Below are 18,868 nucleotides of genomic sequence, written 5' to 3'. Positions count from 1 at the left end.
GCACACCGTGATAACGGCGTCTCCGGGTTGAAAAGCAGGGTTATTTGCCTGCAGATAAATGTGTCTCGTCACTATTATTTATTTTTCCCGACGCCATCACGTCAAAATTTTACTTTTCAGCCAAAATAATCACACAGTTCAGCCTTTGTTTAAGATTGAATTGCTACTATAGTCATAAGCGAGGTGAACTTAAGGTAAGAGAGGAAACTCACAGATAAAGGAGCATTTACTATGCTGGGTAATATGAATATTTTTATGGCTGTTCTGGGAATTATTTTATTTTCCGGTTTCCTGGCCGCGTATTTTAGCCACAGATGGGATGATTGATGAACGGAGATAGTCCTGCACCGACCCGGCCCCTTGTAGCGTAACTGCACAAGGGGCCATTTTTTTTACCTGAATCGCCCTCCTGGCACTTTTTCCCTGGTTTACAGATAAAAAAAACCGCCGGATAAACCAGCGGTGAATGCTTGCATGGATAGATTTGTGTTTTGCTTTTATACGCTATCTGGCAATTCCCTGCGAAGATAACGGATATTTGGCTAATCTATCATCGACAACCCCAATGAAAGTTAAACGAAACGCAACTACCTTGAAACGGTGTTCGCAAATCTCACGCGCTCAAGGGGTATGAGATCTCATCACTGGCGTCAACCAGAGTGATCCGCTCGCGTTCATCCATGAACATACAGCGATTCCTGCCGGCCTGTTTTCCTTGATACATCGCGTTATCAGCCCGACCAAGAGCGGTATCCAGCGCTTCTCCCTGTTGAACTCGTGTTATTCCAGCCGTTACCGTGATTCCGATCTCTCCATCAGCATAGGGTATTTTTTTCTGGCCAATAAGCTGACACAATCGCAAACCTGCCTGGCAAGCCTGTTCATCCGTTTTTGTGCGGATGATGATAATAAACTCTTCACCACCGTAGCGGTAAGCCACCTCATCATATCGTGTCCATGACAACAAATTTGATGCCAGAGCGCGTAATACCACGTCCCCCACCAGGTGACCATAAGTATCGTTAATGTGCTTAAAACGGTCGATGTCCAGCAACAAGATATAGAGATTAAGCGGCTCGGCATCGAGTAACTGCTGGTCAAAAGTCTCATCAAGCATTCTTCTGCCGGGTAAGCCTGTTAATACATCGATATTACTGCGGATGTTCAGTAAATATATTTTGTAGTCCATTACAGCAGACGTAAATGCCAGTAACGCGTCCTGGAAGCTGTCGAAATGCCATGAATGGCTACGATTCTCCACTATTGCCAATAGCAACTCCTTTCCTAATAAATGCATCTTTTCATGGGCTGCATTTATCTTACTTACATAACTACAATCATCCTCATTGTGCAATGGATGATAATTAAGCCACTGTCCAAATTGACAAACAAAATGAGAGTTGTCACCTACAATATCCGGCTGAGTGACATCGGAGGACACAACGCAGCGGAACATTTTCACCATCCATTTATAGTGAGCATCAATGGACTTGTTCAATGCTAGCAAAATCGCATCTATTTCCGCCGTATTTTTCATCATCACGACCTCCCTCCCTGTTCGAGCGTCTAAGATATAATTATCTTAACGACAAAAAAGAAAATTTATGTAAATTTTTTAATAGTAGTTATTAGACAACAAATTAACGACTCCTTCATTATAGGTCGCAAGATGATTGAAACTCACACTTAACCATTAAATATCAATGAGATATATTAACCACCCCTTTCCTTGTTTCATATTTAATGAAACGAAAACATATCAAGCAAAACAATATACAACTCGGACAGCATAGTTAAAATGAGAATAAGCGTTATCAATTGGAACGATGAACACAAGATAAAAAACCGGGCATCACGCCCGGTTCTTCTCGTCATCTAAACAAACCTTACGCGCTCAAACCACGATGTTTGAGCATCGGCTCCATTTGGGGATCGCGTCCGCTCCAGTGGCGATAAAGCACAGCTAAATCAGTGCTATTCCCGCGCGACAAAATCGCATCGCGGAATTTCTGCCCGTTTTCCCGGGTTAATCCGCCCTGCTCTACAAACCACTGATAGCCGTCGTCGGCCAGCATTTGCGTCCACAGGTAGGCGTAATAACCAGCGGCATAGCCGCCGCCGAAAATATGGGCAAAATAACTACTGCGATAACGTGGCGGCACGGCCTTGAGATCCAACCCTTCTGCCACCAGCGCCTGCTGTTCAAATTGATCGACCGGATGAGATGCGTCGCTCATTTCCAGAGAGTGCCAGCGCATATCCAGCAATGCGGCGCTGAGCAGTTCAGTCATGTCGTAACCTTTGTTAAACAGACTTGCCTGCTGCATTTTATCTCGCAATGCCTGCGGCATGTGCTCCCCGGTATCGACATGCCGGGCAAAACGGGCAAAGACCTGCGGATGACTCGCCCAGTGCTCGTTGATCTGCGAAGGGAACTCGACAAAATCCCGCGGAGTATTGGTTCCTGAAAGTGTGGCATAACGCTGAGTGGCAAACAGACCGTGCAACGTATGTCCAAACTCATGAAATAACGTAATAACATCATCCCACAGCAGTAACGCGGGCTGCTCTTTTGCAGGTTTTTGATAATTACAGACGTTGTAAATAACCGGTCTGGTTTCGTTAAGTAGCGATTGCTCAACAAAATTACCCATCCAGGCTCCACCGCTTTTTGATTCCCGGGCAAAGAAATCACCGTAAAATAACGCCAACCCTATGCCATCATGATCGAATATTTCCCATACCCGTACATCCGGGTGATAAACAGGAATGTCGAATCGCTCCACGAATTTGATGCCATAGAGCTGATTGGCCGTCCAGAAAACGCCCTCGTTCAGTACCGAATCCAGGGAAAAATAAGGTTTGAGCTGAGCCTCATCAAGGGCATATTTCTCACGACGGACCTGCTCGGCATAAAACGACCAGTCCCAGGCCTCGGCGCTAAACTGCCCGTCTTGCTGAAAGATAACTTTCTGGATTTCAGCCTGCTCATCTAACGCTCGCGCTCGCGCGGCCGGAACAATAGACCGCATGAATGTCAGTGCCGCTTCCGGCGTTTTTGCCATCTGGTCGGCAATTTCCCATGCAGCGTAATTAGCAAAACCGAGCAGTTTCGCCTGCTGCATCCGGATCTCCACCAGTCGCTGAATAATAGCCCGAGTGTCGTTAGCATCATTGTTTTCAGCCCGTGTCCATGCGCGGGTGAACAGATTTTCACGGGTCTGACGATCGCGTAATACCGCAAGCGCTGGCTGCTGAGTGGTGTTTAATAACGGGATAACCCAACGCGCTTCAAGCCCTTTTTCCCTTGCAGTTTCGGCGGCAACAGCAATTTCCTCTGTGCTGAGCCCGTCCAGATGCCGGACATCATCCACCACCATAGCACCAGACTTGTTCGCCGCCAGCAGGCGTTGATTAAACTGGCTGGTCAGCGTGGCTGACTCCGTATTAAGCGCTTTAAGGCGGGCTTTATCCGTCTCATTCAGACAGGCGCCGGCCAATACAAAACGCTGGTAGGCGACTTCCAGCAGGCGTATTGATTCGCTATCCAGTCCTGAGGAACTGCGCCGTTGCCAGACGTTTTCGACGCGGGCGAAAAGCGCACTGTTGAGATAGATATCATTGGCAAGGCTCGCCAACTCTGCGGAAAACTCTTCGTCAAGGCGTTGTAGTTCATCGTTGGTGTGCGCCGCCGTCATCGCGAAGAAAACGCTGGTCACCCGCGTGAGCAGCGCGCCACTTTGCTCAAGCGCCAGTAAAGTATTCGCAAAATCAGGGCGCTGCGGGTTTTGCACAATCCCTTCGATCTCTGCGCGCTTTTGCCGCACACCTTCATCGAACGCAGGACGATAATGTTGCACGTCAATCTGATCAAACTGCGGCGCCTGATAAGGTAATGTGCTGTGGTGTAAAAAAGGATTCGTTAACGACATCTTTCACTCCTGAAAACGATTTGTTTACCAGAGTAGACTTCCCACGAATCGACCGCAATCGTGTTAAGCAGCAATAGCTCTGAACGGAAGTGACGTGCTATGGTAGTACTACATAAAAAGCGTTGAGGAACAGTGAGATGATCGTTTTAGTAACCGGAGCAACCGCAGGTTTTGGTGAGTGCATTACGCGTCGTTTTATTGAGAATGGGCATAAAGTTATTGCCACCGGACGCCGCCAGGAGCGCCTGCAGGAACTCAAAGATGAGTTGGGTGACCGTCTCTATACTGCGCAACTGGACGTACGTAATCGTGCATCAATTGAAGAGATGCTGGACGCCTTACCTGCTGAATGGCGCAATATTGATATTCTGGTCAACAACGCGGGTCTGGCGCTGGGCCTTGAGCCTGCTCATAAAGCCAGCATTGAAGACTGGGAAAATATGATCGACACCAACAACAAAGGCCTGGTTTATATGACCCGTGCTGTTCTGCCTGGTATGGTTGAGCGCAACCGCGGTCATATTATCAATATTGGTTCTACGGCGGGCAGTTGGCCATACGCTGGCGGTAACGTCTATGGTGCAACCAAGGCGTTTGTTCGCCAGTTTAGCCTGAATTTACGTACTGACTTACACGGTACTGCGATTCGCGTCACCGACATTGAACCGGGTCTGGTTGGCGGTACGGAGTTCTCAAATGTCCGTTTCAAAGGCGATGACGCTAAAGCTGAAAAAGCTTACGAAAATACCACAGCGCTGACCCCGCAAGATGTCACTGAAGCGGTATGGTGGGTGGCGTCTTTACCCGCTCATGTCAACATTAACACCCTTGAAATGATGCCTGTGGCACAGTCTTTTGCCGGACTGAGTATTCATCGTGGCTAATTTCTCTGCCCGGCCTTGCGCCGGGTATAGATAGCCTGAAATAAGTGATAAAATACCTGGGTTAACTCTCTAAAAAGTAAGAATGAATGACCGTAGAAACGCAGCTCAACCCTACACAGCCAGTAAATCAACAGATTTACCGTATTCTTCGTCGTGATATCGTGCATTGTCTGATTGCGCCCGGTACCCCGTTGTCGGAGAAAGAGGTTTCCGTACGCTTTAATGTGTCACGCCAGCCGGTACGAGAAGCATTCATTAAACTGGCAGAGAATGGCCTGATTCAGATCCGTCCGCAGCGTGGCAGCTACGTGAATAAAATTTCGCTGTCGCAGGTACAAAACGGCTGTTTTGTTCGCCAGGCAATTGAATGTGCCGTGGTCCGCCGCGCCGCATCATTGATCACCGATAAACAGTGTTATCAGCTCGAGCAAAACCTGCATCAGCAGCGCATTGCGATTGACCGCAAGCAAATTAATGATTTCTTCCAGCTTGATGACGAGTTTCATCAGAAACTGGCTCTCATCGCCGAGTGCCAGCTTGCCTGGGACACCGTCGAGAATATTAAGGCCACGATCGACCGCGTTCGTTATATGAGCCTGGATCATATTTCCCCGCCAGAAATGCTGCTGCGTCAGCATCACGATATCTTTGCCGCACTTGAGAAACATGATGGCGATGCCGTTGAGCGTGCAATGATGCTGCACCTCCAGGAAATTGGTGAGTCCGTTCAGTTGATCCGTCAGGAAAATAGCGACTGGTTCAGCGAAGATTAATACCACACTCACCTCACATCGAGGTGAGTTTCTCCTGTATGTTTCCCTCTCCCGCACATCTGCATAAAAAAAGCTGTGATTTTGATCGAAAACAAAAAAAATCATTAACGAGAAGCGTATTTATATTGCGCCCGTTACGTGGGACTAAAAGCCCACGGGCTTTGACGGTAAGTTGGAAAGGAGAAAACACCATGAAAACATACGATCGTAACCGCAACGCAATCACCACTGGCAGCCGCGTCATGATTAGCGACTCCGGACTCACAGGCCGCATTACAGCGATAGATACCGATGGCCTGACCGCTGAGCAAATTCGCCGCGGAAAAACAGTGGAAATCGAAGGGTGTGAAGGTAAATATGCCCCCCTCGAACTGATTCGTTTGGGCATGAACTAATTGGTGTGAATGCCAGAAAACAATGCGCCATCTGGCCCGTTTACAGCCAGATGGCGACCTGAAAGGTGTTCTTCTTTACTTCAGTTTTGCAGCATACTTCGCAACCGTTGCCTTCGCCCCTTCTGCCAGTAAAGCAAGATACGCTTGTGTGACCTGGTTTTTGAACCGTTCAACCTGCGGCAGTTCACGCCCAAATATAGCATCGATAGCCAGCAGCGCCTGAACGCGCTCTTCACCTTCGTTACTGCTACGCACTGCATTCTGGATCACCGGCAACAGTGGATCGCTAATTTCAATCGCCTGGCCCTGTTCATCCACACCGCCGACGTAGCGCATCCAGCCTGCCACGCCCAGGGCCAGTAACTCAAAGCAGCTACCGTGTACAATGTGCCAGCGAACGGAATCAAGCATACGCTGCGGCAATTTTTGACTGCCATCCATAGCAATCTGCCAGGTACGATGACGCAGTGCCGGGTTGCTGTAGCGCTCAATTAACAGATCGGCATAGTGCTGTAGATCCACGCCCTTAACTTTCAGGGTTGGCGCTTGTTCCTGCAGCATCAGCGCGCGGGCGGCAAGACGATAGTTTTCATCGCCCATACAGTCGTTAATGTGCTGATACCCAGCCAGATAGCCAAGATAAGCAAGAAAAGAGTGACTGCCGTTAAGCATACGCAGTTTCATCTCTTCAAACGGAATAACATCAGCGACCAGCTCCGCGCCAGCCTTCTCCCATTCAGGGCGACCGGCGACAAAGTTATCTTCAATAACCCACTGACGGAACGGTTCGCATGCCACGCCTGCCGGGTCGCGAACGCCGGTGATGCGTTCAATTTTGTCCAGCGTATCCTGGGTAACCGCCGGGACGATGCGGTCAACCATTGTTGAAGGGAATGTCACATGTTGTTCAATCCACGCAGCCAGATCAGCATCTACCGCCCGGGCATACGCAGTGACAACATTGCGCATCACATGACCGTTTTCTGGCATGTTGTCGCAAGACATCACGGTAAAGGCGCCTAAACCCGCAGCTTTGCGACGTGCCAGGGCTTCAACAACAACGCCAGGCGCAGTTTTTGGTTGTGTAGGGTTTTGCAGATCGGCGGCAATCATTGGGTTGTCTAACATCAATTGACCGGTCGCCGGAGAGTGGCAATATCCTTTCTCGGTGATGGTCAGGGAAACGATCGCAACCTGCGGTTCGCACATCGCGGCCAGTACGCTTTCCAGACCATCAACCTGCGCATGCAGGGCATTTTTCACCACGCCCACGACTCTTGCAGTCCAGGCATCCGCAGACATTTCTGCAACGGTATACAGATTATCTTGCTGTTTGAGATCGGCAATCTGCTGCTCACCGCCAATCAGGTTCACTTCGCAATAACCCCAGTCACTGTCGTGTTCTGCAGCCAGAATATCAGCGTAAACCCCCTGATGTGCGCGGTGAAACGCGCCAAAACCCAGATGGACAATACGCGGAACCAGTTTTGTACGATCGTAGTCGGGAAGCACAGCCTTTGCTGCCAGGAGCTTGTTTTGCATGGTATGGCCTACTTATCAATGGAATCAGGACTGTCTCAGAGTAACGCCTGTATGGTTGTATGTTTTGATTTGCATTAAGCTTTTTATGATTGGTATGACATCATTTGTTTAGTTATGTACCAAAGTCAGTGAATTTGGCGGCATACTGCCGCCAAAGGATATTAATGTTTCTGCCACTGCTGGTATTCACGCTTAAGTCTTTGCGGAGCGGTTTCCGGCATCATCAACAAACCAATAATTGAGATAACTCCAAGTACAATCACATAGGTTGCAAGTCCATAGTAATGTCCACCGGTTACTTGCAGAATTTTTACTGCCACCAAGCCAAGAATGCCACTGCCTATTAGCGACCCCAGTTGCCAAATTAATGCTATTCCGCTACAGCGAATATGAGTTGGGAAAAGCTCCGGAAAATAAGAAGCCTGAGGTGCATAACACATACTATGCCCAACACTCAGCACCAGGATCATTACTATTTGTGTAAGCCAAAAACTATCCTGATTAATCGCAAGGAAGAAAGGAATAATCATAACGACCTGCAGCAGCGCACCGATAATATAGACTGGTTTACGTCCAATTTTATCGCATAGCGACCCCATCAACGGTATTGCAATGATTTCTATTATGACCGCAACGATCATTGTCTCCATCAAAATATTAGCATCAAGATTGTTTGCCTTACCGTAAGCCAAAACAATCACTGTGAACATTGCAAATGTACAAGCTTCAATCAGTTTCGCGCAGACCCCCTTAACAACAATGCCAGGAAAATCGCGGATAACTTCAACTAATGGACGTGATTCTTCTGCTTTTGTCTCCCTAATCTGAGCAAAGACCGGTGATTCATCAATTTTTAAGCGGATAAACAGCCCAACAATAACCAGTAACAGACTCAACAGGAACGGTATACGCCACCCGTAATCCATCATTGCCTCTGGAGAAAGTGTGGCATTTAACAGCGCAAAGAGCGCTAACGGCAGAAGGAAACCAACCGGGGCACCGATTTGAACCCAACTGGAAAAAAATCCACGATGTTTGGGTTCAGAATATTCAGCCGTCATCAGTACTGCACCGGCTTGCTCGCCTCCAACGCCAAATCCCTGTAATACACGAATAAAAATAAGTAAAGCTGGAGCCCAGACACCTATTTTCTCATATGTAGGTAATAACCCTATACAGAACGTCCCCAAACCAACAATTAATATAGTAATAACCAGTGCTTTTTTACGCCCAACCTTATCGCCAATATGGCCAAAGACAATTCCTCCTAATGGTCTTGCGAGGAAACCAACAGCATAGGTTGCAAAAGCAGCGAGAGTACTTATTAACGGATCGTCACTTGGGAAAAATAGATGACCAAAAAAGAGTACAGCTGCTGTCCCGTATGCAAAAAAATCATAATACTCAGCAGCAGTACCAATTGCGGATGCTGAAGCCACTCGACGAATAATGGGCTTATTATCTACGTTATTTTTAATATCGACTGAACTAACCATAAGTTTAACCTTCTGTAGGGTATTGGGTTAATCAACATCTTTCGTACGTAAAATGTATATTTACCAGTTCCACAATGTGCCATCTTCCAGGCGAGCAACGGGCAGATACGCAGGATCATACGGATATTTCGCCGCCAGTTTTTCGTCAAACTCGATCCCAAGACCGGGTTTGTCTCCTGGGTGCATATAGCCGTTATCAAAGGTCCAGTTATGTGGGAACACTTCCAGCATCTGCTCGGAATATCCCATATATTCCTGTACGCCAAAGTTCGGCACCCACAAATCAAAGTGCAGCGCGGCGGCCATGCATACTGGTGACAAATCGGAAGGCCCATGTGAACCGGTACGTACCTGATACAGCGAGGCGAAATCGGCAATCCGGCGCATACCGGTGATACCACCCGCATGGGTGATGGTGGTACGGATATAGTCGATCAGTTGTTCTTCAATCAGCTGTTTACAGTCCCAGATACTGTTGAACACTTCCCCTACCGCAATCGGCGTGACCGTATGCTGGCGGATCAGGCGGAAGCACTCCTGGTTTTCAGCCGGGGTTGGGTCTTCCATCCAGAACAGACGGTATTGCTCAATGCTTTTGCCGAAACGGGCCGCTTCAATAGGCGTCAGACGGTGGTGCATATCGTGCAGAAGATGTTCGTTGAAACCAAACTTATCGCGTACGGCAGCAAACAGTTTTGGCGTGAAATCCAGGTATTTCTCCGTTGACCACAACTGCTCTTCCGGCCATTGCCCTTTGGTGGCCGGTTCATAGGCCTGTCCTTTTCCTTTAGACATGCCGTAAGTGGTTTTCATGCCAGGTACGCCACACTGTACGCGAATGGCTTTAAAGCCCATCTCTTTATGACGCGCATAGTCTTCGAGTACGTCATCAACGGTATGGCCTGTGGTGTGACAGTAGACCATAACCCCTTCACGAGAAGCACCGCCGAGCAGCTGGTACAATGGCATATTTGCAGCTTTCGCTTTGATGTCCCATAGCGCCATATCCACTGCGGAAATCGCCGACATGGTGACCGGACCACGACGCCAGTACGCGCCTTTGTAGAAGAACTGCCAGATGTCCTCGATTCGGTGTGCATCCCGGCCAATTAGCTGCGGGCAAACATGATCTTTCAGATAGGACGCCACGGACAACTCGCGTCCGTTTAATGTGGCATCTCCCAGTCCGGTGATGCCATCTTCTGTCGTAATTTTCAACGTTACAAAATTACGCCCCGGACAGGTGACAAACACTTCAGCACCAACAATCTTCATTTTTTATCCCTTACATCTGTTCTTGTGATGCAGGAAATTTACCCAACTGAGCTACTACCATACAAGTATAATGATCAAAAAAGCGCTGATTGATCACAAAAAAGGCGCTATGCGCGCCCCCATCCAGCCACAATGATCAGCATGCCGCACAGCGCCACCAGCGCGCCTGACCAGTCATACAGGCTCAATTTTACGCCATCGACAATGCGTAGCCATAGCAGCGCGGTCACCACGTACACCCCGCCATAGGCTGCATAAACACGTCCGCTTGCTGCCGGATGCAGCGTCAGCAACCAGACGAATAACGCCAGTGACACCCCGGCGGGTATCAGTAGCCAGGCCGTAGCCCCTCGCTTAAGCCAGAGCCAGGGTAAAAAGCAGCCTATGATTTCGCATAATGCGGTGACGAAAAAAAGCAAAGTAGTCTTAAGCATTGATGTTATTCAGTTACCTTAGGTTTAAGCATGATACGACAGAATATTGCCAGCGTATCCATATCCGCTGAGTGGGTATGCCCGGAAGCCGGAATAGTGTAGAATTTAACCCTGTTTTATCGTTTTTTCCCTTTCCCATAAAAGGAATTCGCCATGAAAATTACACTGACCAAACGCCTGTGCCTGACGGCTATGCTGACGCTGGCTGCGGCTGTGTACACCTCTTCCGCATTCGCTGAAACCAGTAAACTGATCATTGAATCCGGAGACAGTGCGCAAAGTCGTCAACAGGCAGCAATGGAAAAGGAACAATGGAACGATACGCGTCAACTACGCCAGAAAGTTAATAAACGTGTAGAGAAAGAGTGGGACAAAACCGACGCGGCGTTCGATAGCCGTGATAAGTGCGAACAGAGCGCTAATATTAATGCGTACTGGGAACCCAACACCCTGCGCTGCCTTGACCGCCGTACTGGCCGCACCGTTGCCCCATAATCATTGCACTTTGAAGGATATTGAAAGGATACGATATGACTAGCGCCCTCAGTGTTAAGTTGCGCCCGCTGGAGCGTGAAGATTTACGATTCGTCCATCAGCTTGATAATAACGCCAGCGTAATGCGTTACTGGTTTGAAGAACCTTACGAAGCGTTTGTTGAGCTGTCAGACCTGTACGACAAGCATATTCACGACCAAAGCGAACGTCGCTTCGTGGTGGAGTGTGACGGTGAAAAAGCCGGTCTGGTGGAGCTGGTTGAAATTAACCATGTGCACCGTCGGGCCGAATTCCAGATCATTATTTCGCCTGACTATCAGGGCAAAGGTCTGGCAACGCGCGCGGCAAAGCTGGCAATGGATTACGGCTTTACCGTACTCAACTTATATAAGCTGTACCTGATCGTTGATAAAGAGAACGAAAAAGCCATCCATATCTATCGTAAACTCGGCTTTATGGTCGAAGGTGAGCTGATTCATGAATTCTTTATCAACGGCCAATACCGCAACACTATCCGCATGTGCATCTTCCAGCAGCAGTATCTGGCAGAACATAAAACGTCAGGTCCTAACCTGTTGCAACCTACCGCTCAGTAAAGGCGATTAGTAGTAATCGATAGTGTTTTCAATTGAGTAATGATGTTCAACTGCCGGCTTAACGCTCTCGTCAACGATAACGAGCCGGCAGTTGACCGGATTAGCATAGTCATCGTACTTGCACGTTTGTTTGACATTACCTAACGGAAGATTGTTGAGCAGGCTCACTGCGGTGTAATCCAGTTTCTTCAACGGGTCGACCGACGGTTTGGCATCTACCTGCAAGGTATTGTCCTTATTGACGGTTGTTTTGCCCAACGGGTAGCCTTCCGCATCATAGCGATATTTCACTTTCATCTCTTTTCCCGTGGCAGAAACAACGAAACCGTTATCGTCGGTATCCCACACCACACCCGCCGCAGGCAGCTCTGCTAACTGGCATTTACCCTGTAAGCGGATCCGTTTTTCCAGCGTTTCGGCATCCCGATAATAGTTAGCATCCAGGACCAGCGCCATACCGGTATTGTTTTCGATATCATGCAACTCAAGCGTATCGAAGCACCCTTCCTGTGAGAGCGTACCGACAACGCGTTTGGTGACTTCACCTTTGTCATTAAGCAGCGTCTGGCTGAAATCTTTTACCGGCCCGCGCAGAGGATCGAAATCAAATTCATTGGAAAAACTGGCCATTTCCGGCGTAAAGGAATCCAGGCCTTTGGCGTTATCACACCCGACCAGCACGACACACAGGAATCCTAACAGGGTCTGTTTCTTCACATTTTTCACCGGGATAAGAAGATAATTCTCAATCATATTAGCAAATACAGTTATTTACACCAGAAATGCTAATCTTAGTCTATGTCGATAATAAAGGAGCTGATGATGAAATACATAACAGGAATTGCCGCGCTCTTACTGGTAGTCGCGTCCCCGCAGGTTCTGGCGGCACCGGCGTCATGTGAACGCGTGAAAAGCGATATCGAACAGCGCATCATTAATAACGGCGTGGCAGAATCCAGCTTTACGCTGAACATTGTCCCCAACGATCAGGCCGATCAGCCTGATTCACTGGTCGTGGGCCATTGTGCAAACGACACGCACAAAATTCTCTATACCCGTACCAACAGTGGCAACGCCCCTGCCAATAGCACCCCAGCACAGGATGGACACGTCGCCGAACCGCAATAAATTACACCCTCCGTGCGCGGAGGGTCACTCCAGTTTGATATGCATTAATATGACATACTCATAACCAGGTAAACTCAAACCATTATTAGCATGCTATTAATTTCGTTATAGAAATTAATATATAGCGATAACTATAATGGAGTGAGTTATGTCTGAAACTGAGCAATATGGAGGCATCAGCCGCAGGACGGTAGTGAAATCCTCGGCAATCGGTTCGCTGGCGCTTGCTGCAGGTGGGCTGTCGTTACCTTTCGGAATGCGCACTGCAGCCGCTGCGGTACAACAGGCGCTACAACCTGCGGAAGAAAAAGTGGTTTGGGGTGCTTGTTCGGTGAACTGCGGCAGCCGTTGTGCCCTTCAACTCCACGTCAAAGATGACGAAGTCGTATGGGTGGAGTCCGATACGACCGGAGACGACATTTACGGTCAACACCAGGTTCGCGCCTGTTTGCGTGGGCGCTCAATTCGTCGACGGATCAATCATCCGGATCGCCTGAATTACCCAATGAAGCGCGTGGGCAAACGCGGTGAAGGGAAATTCGAGCGCATAACCTGGCAGGAAGCGCTGGATACCATCAGTGCCAGTTTGAAAAATACCGTGCACAAATACGGTAACGAGGCCGTGTATATCAACTACACCTCTGGCATTGTAGGCGGCAACATTACTCGCTCCTCACCTTATGCCTCGCTGGTGGCTCGCCTGATGAACTGCTATGGCGGTTTCCTGAGCCATTACGGCACCTACAGTACCGCGCAAATCGCGGCGGCAATGCCTTACACCTACGGTTCTAACGAAGGCAACAGCACTTCCGATATCGAAAACACGAAGCTGGTAGTGATGTTCGGCAATAACCCTGCCGAAACGCGTATGAGCGGCGGCGGAATAACTTATTTCCTTGAACAGGCCCGGGAGCGCTCTAATGCCCGGATGATCGTCATTGACCCGCGATATACTGATACCGCAGCGGGTCGTGAAGATGAGTGGATCCCTATTCGTCCGGGAACTGATGCCGCATTAGTGGCGGGAATCGCCTGGGTCCTGATTAACGAAGATCTCGTCGACCAGGCATTCCTTGACACGTACTGCGTTGGTTATGACGAAAAAACCCTGCCCGCCGACGCGCCGGCTAACGGGCACTACAAAGCCTATATTCTGGGCAACGGTGATGACGGTATTGCCAAAACTCCGCAATGGGCTTCACATGTCACCGGGATACCAGCCGAACGCATTATTAAACTGGCACGGGAAATCGGCAGTACAAAACCGGCATATATTTGTCAGGGTTGGGGGCCGCAACGTCAGGCTAACGGTGAACTGACCTCACGCGCAATCGCCATGTTGCCAATCCTCACCGGCAACGTCGGCATCAACGGCGGCAATAGTGGTGCACGAGAATCAACCTACACCATCACGATTGAACGTATGCCGCTACCAGAGAACCCCATCAAAACCCAGATATCCTGTTTTAGCTGGACGGACGCAATCGCCCGGGGTCAGGAAATGACCGCTACCCGCGATGGCGTACGCGGAAAAGATAAGCTCGACGTGCCGATTAAATTTATCTGGAACTACGCGGGCAATACCATCACCAATCAGCACTCAGATATCAATAAAACGCATGAGATCCTTCAGGACGACACGAAATGCGAAATGATAGTTGTCATTGAAAACTTCATGACCTCTTCAGCCAAATATGCCGATATTCTACTGCCTGATTTAATGACCGTTGAACAGGAAGATATTATTCCAAACGACTACGCGGGCAACATGGGGTATCTCATTTTTATTCAACCTGCGACGTCGCCTAAGTTCGAGCGCAAACCGATTTACTGGATAATGAGTGAAGTTGCAAAGCGTCTTGGCAATGATGTGTATCAACGGTTTACGGAAGGTCGTACCCAGGAGCAATGGCTTCAGTATCTGTACGCGAAAATGCTGGCTAAGGACCCCGCTCTCCCTTCTTATGACGAGCTGAAAAAAATGGGGATCTATAAACGCAAAGATCCAAACGGGCACTTTGTCGCCTATAAAAAATTCCGCGACGATCCGCAGGCCAATCCGCTTAAAACACCGTCGGGTAAGATTGAAATTTACTCCAGCCGACTGGCGAAGATTGCCAACACCTGGGAGTTGCAAAAAGATGAAGTGATTAGCCCGCTTCCCGTTTACGCCTCAACGTTTGAAGGATGGGATGACCCAAAACGCAGTTCTTTCCCACTGCAAATGTTTGGCTTCCACTACAAATCCCGTACGCACTCCAGCTACGGCAATATTGATGTTCTCCAGGCGTCCTGCCGTCAGGAAGTGTGGATAAACCCGGTCGATGCCCAAAAACGGGGGATTGCAAATGGCGATATGGTGCGGGTCTTTAACGATCGCGGTGAACTGCGCATCCCTGCGAAAGTGACGCCGCGGATCCTGCCCGGCGTAAGCGCAATGGGCCAGGGCGCATGGCACGATGCCAATATGGCCGGCGATAAGATTGACCATGGCGCCTGCGTCAACACCTTGACCACTCAGCGCCCGTCTCCTCTGGCAAAAGGCAATCCACAGCATACTAATCTGGTCGAGATCGAGAAGGTTTAAGGACTACCCTATGACAACTCAGCATGGATTTTTTATTGATTCCAGCCGTTGCAAAGAGGACGAAACGTTCTCGATGAGGAAGTTTTCAGGGCTGGCGCTGGGCTTAGTATTGCCAGTAGTTGAAAGTCCATTTCGAGACACATTAATAAGATCGCCCCACACTTTGATACGCATTAATAAAACATACCTATAAATGGGTAAACTCGTCCTACAATTAGCATGCTATTTATTCATTATATAATTAGATATATAGCGATGATTTCAATGGAGTGAGTTATGTCTGAAACCGAACAATCCGGAGGCATCAGCCGTAGGACGTTAGTGAAGTCCTCAGCTATCGGTTCACTGGCGCTTGCCGCGGGTAGCCTGTCCTTACCCTTTGGTATGAGATCCGCTGCCGCGGCAGTACAACAAGCGATGCAACCGGTTGAAGAGAAGGCTGTCTGGAGTTCCTGTACCGTTAACTGCGGCAGCCGTTGCCTTTTACGTCTGCACGTTAAAGATGATGCCGTTTACTGGGTAGAGTCTGACACAACGGGCGATGATACCTATGGTAATCACCAGGTACGCGCCTGCTTGCGCGGCCGATCGATCCGTCGCCGTATGAATCACCCTGACCGCCTGAAATATCCAATGAAACGCGTAGGCAAGCGTGGAGAAGGAAAATTTGAGCGGATCACCTGGGATGAAGCGCTGGACACTATTAGCGGTAATTTGCAGCGGATCCTGAAGGATTACGGCAACGAAGCGGTCCATGTGCTGTACGGTACAGGTGTAGATGGTGGGAATATTACAAACTCCAACGTCCCCTATCGCTTGATGAATTCATGCGGCGGCTATTTGAGTCGCTATGGTAGCTATAGTACCGCGCAAATCAGCGCCGCCATGAGTTATATGTTTGGTGCTAACGACGGCAACAGCCCGGACGACATCGCCAATACAAAACTGGTTGTCATGTTTGGCAACAACCCTGCCGAAACCCGTATGAGCGGCGGTGGTGTAACCTGGTATGTTGAGCAAGCCCGCGAACGTTCTAACGCACGAATGATCGTTATCGATCCTCGTTATAACGATACTGCCGCTGGTCGTGAAGATGAATGGCTTCCTATTCGACCAGGAACTGACGCTGCACTGGCTGCGGCAATTGCCTGGGTGTTGATCACCGAAGATCTCATCGATAAACCTTTTCTTGATAAATACTGCGTCGGCTACGATGAAACCACTCTTCCCGCCAGTGCACCGCGTAATGCGCACTATAAGGCATACATTCTGGGGGATGGGCCAGACGGAGTTGCCAAAACGCCAGAATGGGCTTCTCACATTACCAGCATTCCGTCTGAGAAAATTATCCACTTAGCGCGTGAAATCGGCGCAGCGAAACCCGCTTATATCTGCCAGGGCTGGGGACCGCAGCGTCACTCCAATGGTGAACAAACCGCTCGCGCGATTACGATGCTCTCCGTTTTAACCGGCAATGTGGGGATAAACGGTGGTAACTCAGGGATGCGTGAAGGGACGTGGGATCTGGGCGTGGAATGGTTCTCCATGTTAGAAAATCCGGTTAAAACGCAGATATCTGTCTTTACCTGGACGGATGCTATCGATCATGGCGCAGAGATGACCGCGACCAGAGATGGTGTTCGCGGCAAAGATAAGCTGGACGTGCCTATCAAATTTATCTGGTGTTATGCCAGTAATACGCTCGTCAACCAGCATGGCAATATCGCGCATACCCATGAAGTCTTACAGGATGACAGCAAGTGCGAGATGATCGTCGGTATTGAGCATTTTATGACTGCCTCCGCAAAATACTGCGACATCCTGCTGCCTGACCTGATGCCAACCGAACAGGAAGATCTCATCTCCCACGAGTCTGCCGGGAACATGGGGTATGTCATCCTTGGTCAACCTGCGACTTCGCCAAAATTTGAACGTAAACCCATTTACTGGATGCTCAGTGAAGTCGCCAAACGTTTGGGCCCGGATGTGTACCAAAAATTCACCGAGGGTCGTACACAACATGAATGGGTGAAATACCTGCATGCCAAAACCAAAGAGCGTAACCCGGAAATGCCGGATTACGAGGAAATGAAAACGACAGGCATATTCAAGAAAAAATGTCCCGAAGAACACTATGTTGCCTTTCGTTCTTTCCGGGAAGATCCCGCCGCTAACCCATTGAAAACGCCATCAGGGAAAATTGAGATTTACTCTGAACGGCTTGCCGTCATCGCAGAAACATGGGAACTCAAAGACGACGAAATTGTTCATCCTCTTCCTGCTTATGCCCCAGGCTTTGACGGTTGGGACGATCCTAAGCGCCAAACGTATCCACTGCAGCTCACGGGGTTCCACTATAAGGCGAGAACCCACTCCAGCTACGGCAATATCGATGTTTTACAGCAGGCTTGCCCGCAGGAGGTCTGGATAAACCCCATTGATGCCAATGCACGTGGTATTCGTAACGGCGACACGGTAAGGGTGTTTAACAATAATGGCCAGATGTTGATCAGCGCGAAAGTTACACCGCGCATTTTGCCCGGCGTCACAGCTATCGGACAAGGTGCCTGGCTCAATGCCGATATGTTCGGCGATCGGATCGATCATGGTGGTTCCATTAACATTCTCACGTCGCATCGACCTTCTCCATTAGCGAAGGGGAATCCATCCCACAGTAATCTCGTTCAGGTTGAAAAGGTATAAGGACTAACCCATGACAACTCAGTATGGATTTTTTATTGATTCCAGCCGTTGCACCGGGTGTAAAACCTGCGAGCTGGCCTGCAAAGACTACAAAGACCTCACCCCCGACGTCAGTTTCCGGCGGATTTACGAGTACGCAGGTGGTGACTGGCAGGAAGATAACGGCGTCTGGCACCAGAATGTTTTCGCCTATTACCTCTCCATTGCCTGTAACCACTGCGAAGATCCAGCCTGCACCAAGGTTTGCCCCAGCGGAGCCATGCATAAACGTGAAGATGGTTTTGTGGTGGTTGATGAAGACGTTTGCATCGGCTGTCGCTACTGCCACATGGCCTGCCCGTATGGCGCGCCGCAGTACAATGCCGCCAAAGGACATATGACCAAGTGTGACGGTTGTCATGACCGCGTCGCCGACGGCAAAAAGCCCATCTGCGTCGAGTCCTGCCCGCTGCGCGCGCTGGACTTTGGTCCCATTGATGCACTGCGCAAAAAACACGGTGAGCTGGCGGCAGTCGCTCCGCTGCCGGGCGCGCATTTCACCAAACCGAGCATTGTGATCAAACCCAACGCCAATAGCCGCCCGACCGGGGATACCACGGGTTATCTGGCAAATCCGAAGGAGGTGTAA

General features: G+C 49.4%; 17 protein-coding genes. 10 read left to right on the top strand and 7 right to left on the bottom strand.

The window, feature by feature from the left end; translation table 11 throughout:
* Nucleotides 1-231: 231 nt before the first annotated feature.
* A complete protein-coding gene (gene mgtS, locus OGW16_RS24395) occupies nt 232-327 on the top strand; it encodes a protein MgtS (RefSeq protein ID WP_003032406.1) in 96 nt (31 codons plus the stop codon).
* 286 nt (nt 328-613) lie between these two features.
* On the opposite strand, the gene OGW16_RS24390 is transcribed toward mgtS, so the two are convergent.
* Together OGW16_RS24390 and dcp are read right to left on the bottom strand one after the other, a co-directional pair.
* Nucleotides 614-1,540, bottom strand: coding sequence for a diguanylate cyclase (locus tag OGW16_RS24390; protein WP_286519154.1), 927 nt, complete (start codon nt 1,538-1,540; stop codon nt 614-616).
* Nucleotides 1,541-1,886: 346 nt separating this feature from the next.
* The gene (gene dcp / locus OGW16_RS24385; RefSeq protein WP_286519152.1) at nt 1,887-3,932 is read right to left on the bottom strand and encodes a peptidyl-dipeptidase Dcp; all 2,046 of its coding nucleotides are present in this window, start codon (nt 3,930-3,932) and stop codon (nt 1,887-1,889) included.
* A gap of 137 nt (nt 3,933-4,069) precedes the next feature.
* On the opposite strand from dcp, the gene ydfG reads away from it, so the two are divergent.
* The 3 genes from ydfG to ydfZ all read left to right on the top strand — a co-directional run bounded on the left by ydfG (nt 4,070) and on the right by ydfZ (nt 5,984).
* Nucleotides 4,070-4,816: a bifunctional NADP-dependent 3-hydroxy acid dehydrogenase/3-hydroxypropionate dehydrogenase YdfG gene (gene ydfG, locus OGW16_RS24380; RefSeq protein WP_043016364.1), complete on the top strand. Its 747-nt coding sequence runs from the start codon at nt 4,070-4,072 to the stop codon at nt 4,814-4,816.
* Nucleotides 4,817-4,902: 86 nt separating this feature from the next.
* Entirely contained in the window at nt 4,903-5,589 is a 687-nt protein-coding gene (locus OGW16_RS24375) for a GntR family transcriptional regulator (RefSeq protein ID WP_043016365.1), read from the top strand.
* Nucleotides 5,590-5,780: 191 nt separating this feature from the next.
* Nucleotides 5,781-5,984, top strand: a complete 204-nt coding sequence (gene ydfZ, locus OGW16_RS24370; protein ID WP_005121144.1) for a putative selenium delivery protein YdfZ — start codon at nt 5,781-5,783, stop codon at nt 5,982-5,984.
* Nucleotides 5,985-6,059: 75 nt separating this feature from the next.
* On the opposite strand, the gene OGW16_RS24365 is transcribed toward ydfZ, so the two are convergent.
* From OGW16_RS24365 to OGW16_RS24350, 4 genes are all read right to left on the bottom strand, one after another.
* On the bottom strand, nt 6,060-7,526 hold the full coding sequence (locus OGW16_RS24365) for a mannitol dehydrogenase family protein (RefSeq protein WP_075146148.1): 1,467 nt from the start codon (nt 7,524-7,526) through the stop codon (nt 6,060-6,062).
* Nucleotides 7,527-7,687: 161 nt separating this feature from the next.
* Nucleotides 7,688-9,022, bottom strand: coding sequence for an MFS transporter (locus OGW16_RS24360; protein WP_051642672.1), 1,335 nt, complete (start codon nt 9,020-9,022; stop codon nt 7,688-7,690).
* A gap of 60 nt (nt 9,023-9,082) precedes the next feature.
* Complete coding sequence (gene rspA / locus OGW16_RS24355) at nt 9,083-10,297, bottom strand: starvation-sensing protein RspA (protein ID WP_043016367.1); 1,215 nt, start codon at nt 10,295-10,297, stop codon at nt 9,083-9,085.
* A gap of 107 nt (nt 10,298-10,404) precedes the next feature.
* Nucleotides 10,405-10,731, bottom strand: a complete 327-nt coding sequence (locus OGW16_RS24350) for a YnfA family protein (protein WP_043016368.1) — start codon at nt 10,729-10,731, stop codon at nt 10,405-10,407.
* A gap of 153 nt (nt 10,732-10,884) precedes the next feature.
* On the opposite strand from OGW16_RS24350, the gene OGW16_RS24345 reads away from it, so the two are divergent.
* Nucleotides 10,885-11,226, top strand: coding sequence for a DUF1283 family protein (locus OGW16_RS24345; RefSeq protein WP_043016369.1), 342 nt, complete (start codon nt 10,885-10,887; stop codon nt 11,224-11,226).
* A 35-nt stretch (nt 11,227-11,261) separates the two neighbouring features.
* On the top strand, nt 11,262-11,822 hold the full coding sequence (gene speG, locus OGW16_RS24340) for a spermidine N1-acetyltransferase (protein WP_043016370.1): 561 nt from the start codon (nt 11,262-11,264) through the stop codon (nt 11,820-11,822).
* 6 nt (nt 11,823-11,828) lie between these two features.
* Here speG and OGW16_RS24335 read toward each other — a convergent pair whose 3' ends face one another.
* Nucleotides 11,829-12,539, bottom strand: coding sequence for a YnfC family lipoprotein (locus OGW16_RS24335; RefSeq protein ID WP_043017906.1), 711 nt, complete (start codon nt 12,537-12,539; stop codon nt 11,829-11,831).
* Nucleotides 12,540-12,641: 102 nt separating this feature from the next.
* Here OGW16_RS24335 and OGW16_RS24330 point away from each other — a divergent pair, with 102 nt between their 5' ends.
* The 4 genes from OGW16_RS24330 to dmsB all read left to right on the top strand — a co-directional run bounded on the left by OGW16_RS24330 (nt 12,642) and on the right by dmsB (nt 18,868).
* The gene (locus OGW16_RS24330) at nt 12,642-12,950 is read left to right on the top strand and encodes a DUF1161 domain-containing protein (RefSeq protein ID WP_087050570.1); all 309 of its coding nucleotides are present in this window, start codon (nt 12,642-12,644) and stop codon (nt 12,948-12,950) included.
* A 148-nt stretch (nt 12,951-13,098) separates the two neighbouring features.
* Complete coding sequence (gene ynfE, locus OGW16_RS24325; RefSeq protein ID WP_286519148.1) at nt 13,099-15,537, top strand: selenate/tellurate reductase subunit YnfE; 2,439 nt, start codon at nt 13,099-13,101, stop codon at nt 15,535-15,537.
* Nucleotides 15,538-15,813: 276 nt separating this feature from the next.
* Nucleotides 15,814-18,240, top strand: a complete 2,427-nt coding sequence (gene ynfF / locus OGW16_RS24320; RefSeq protein WP_080625166.1) for a selenate/tellurate reductase subunit YnfF — start codon at nt 15,814-15,816, stop codon at nt 18,238-18,240.
* 10 nt (nt 18,241-18,250) lie between these two features.
* Nucleotides 18,251-18,868: a dimethylsulfoxide reductase iron-sulfur subunit DmsB gene (gene dmsB / locus OGW16_RS24315; RefSeq protein WP_043016374.1), complete on the top strand. Its 618-nt coding sequence runs from the start codon at nt 18,251-18,253 to the stop codon at nt 18,866-18,868.

Source organism: Citrobacter sp. Ce104 (assembly GCF_030334595.1).
In the GTDB taxonomy this organism is placed as follows: domain Bacteria; phylum Pseudomonadota; class Gammaproteobacteria; order Enterobacterales; family Enterobacteriaceae; genus Citrobacter; species Citrobacter europaeus.
The sequence above is the reverse complement of the archived record's forward strand: the minus strand, read 5'-3'. Positions and strand labels throughout refer to the sequence as shown.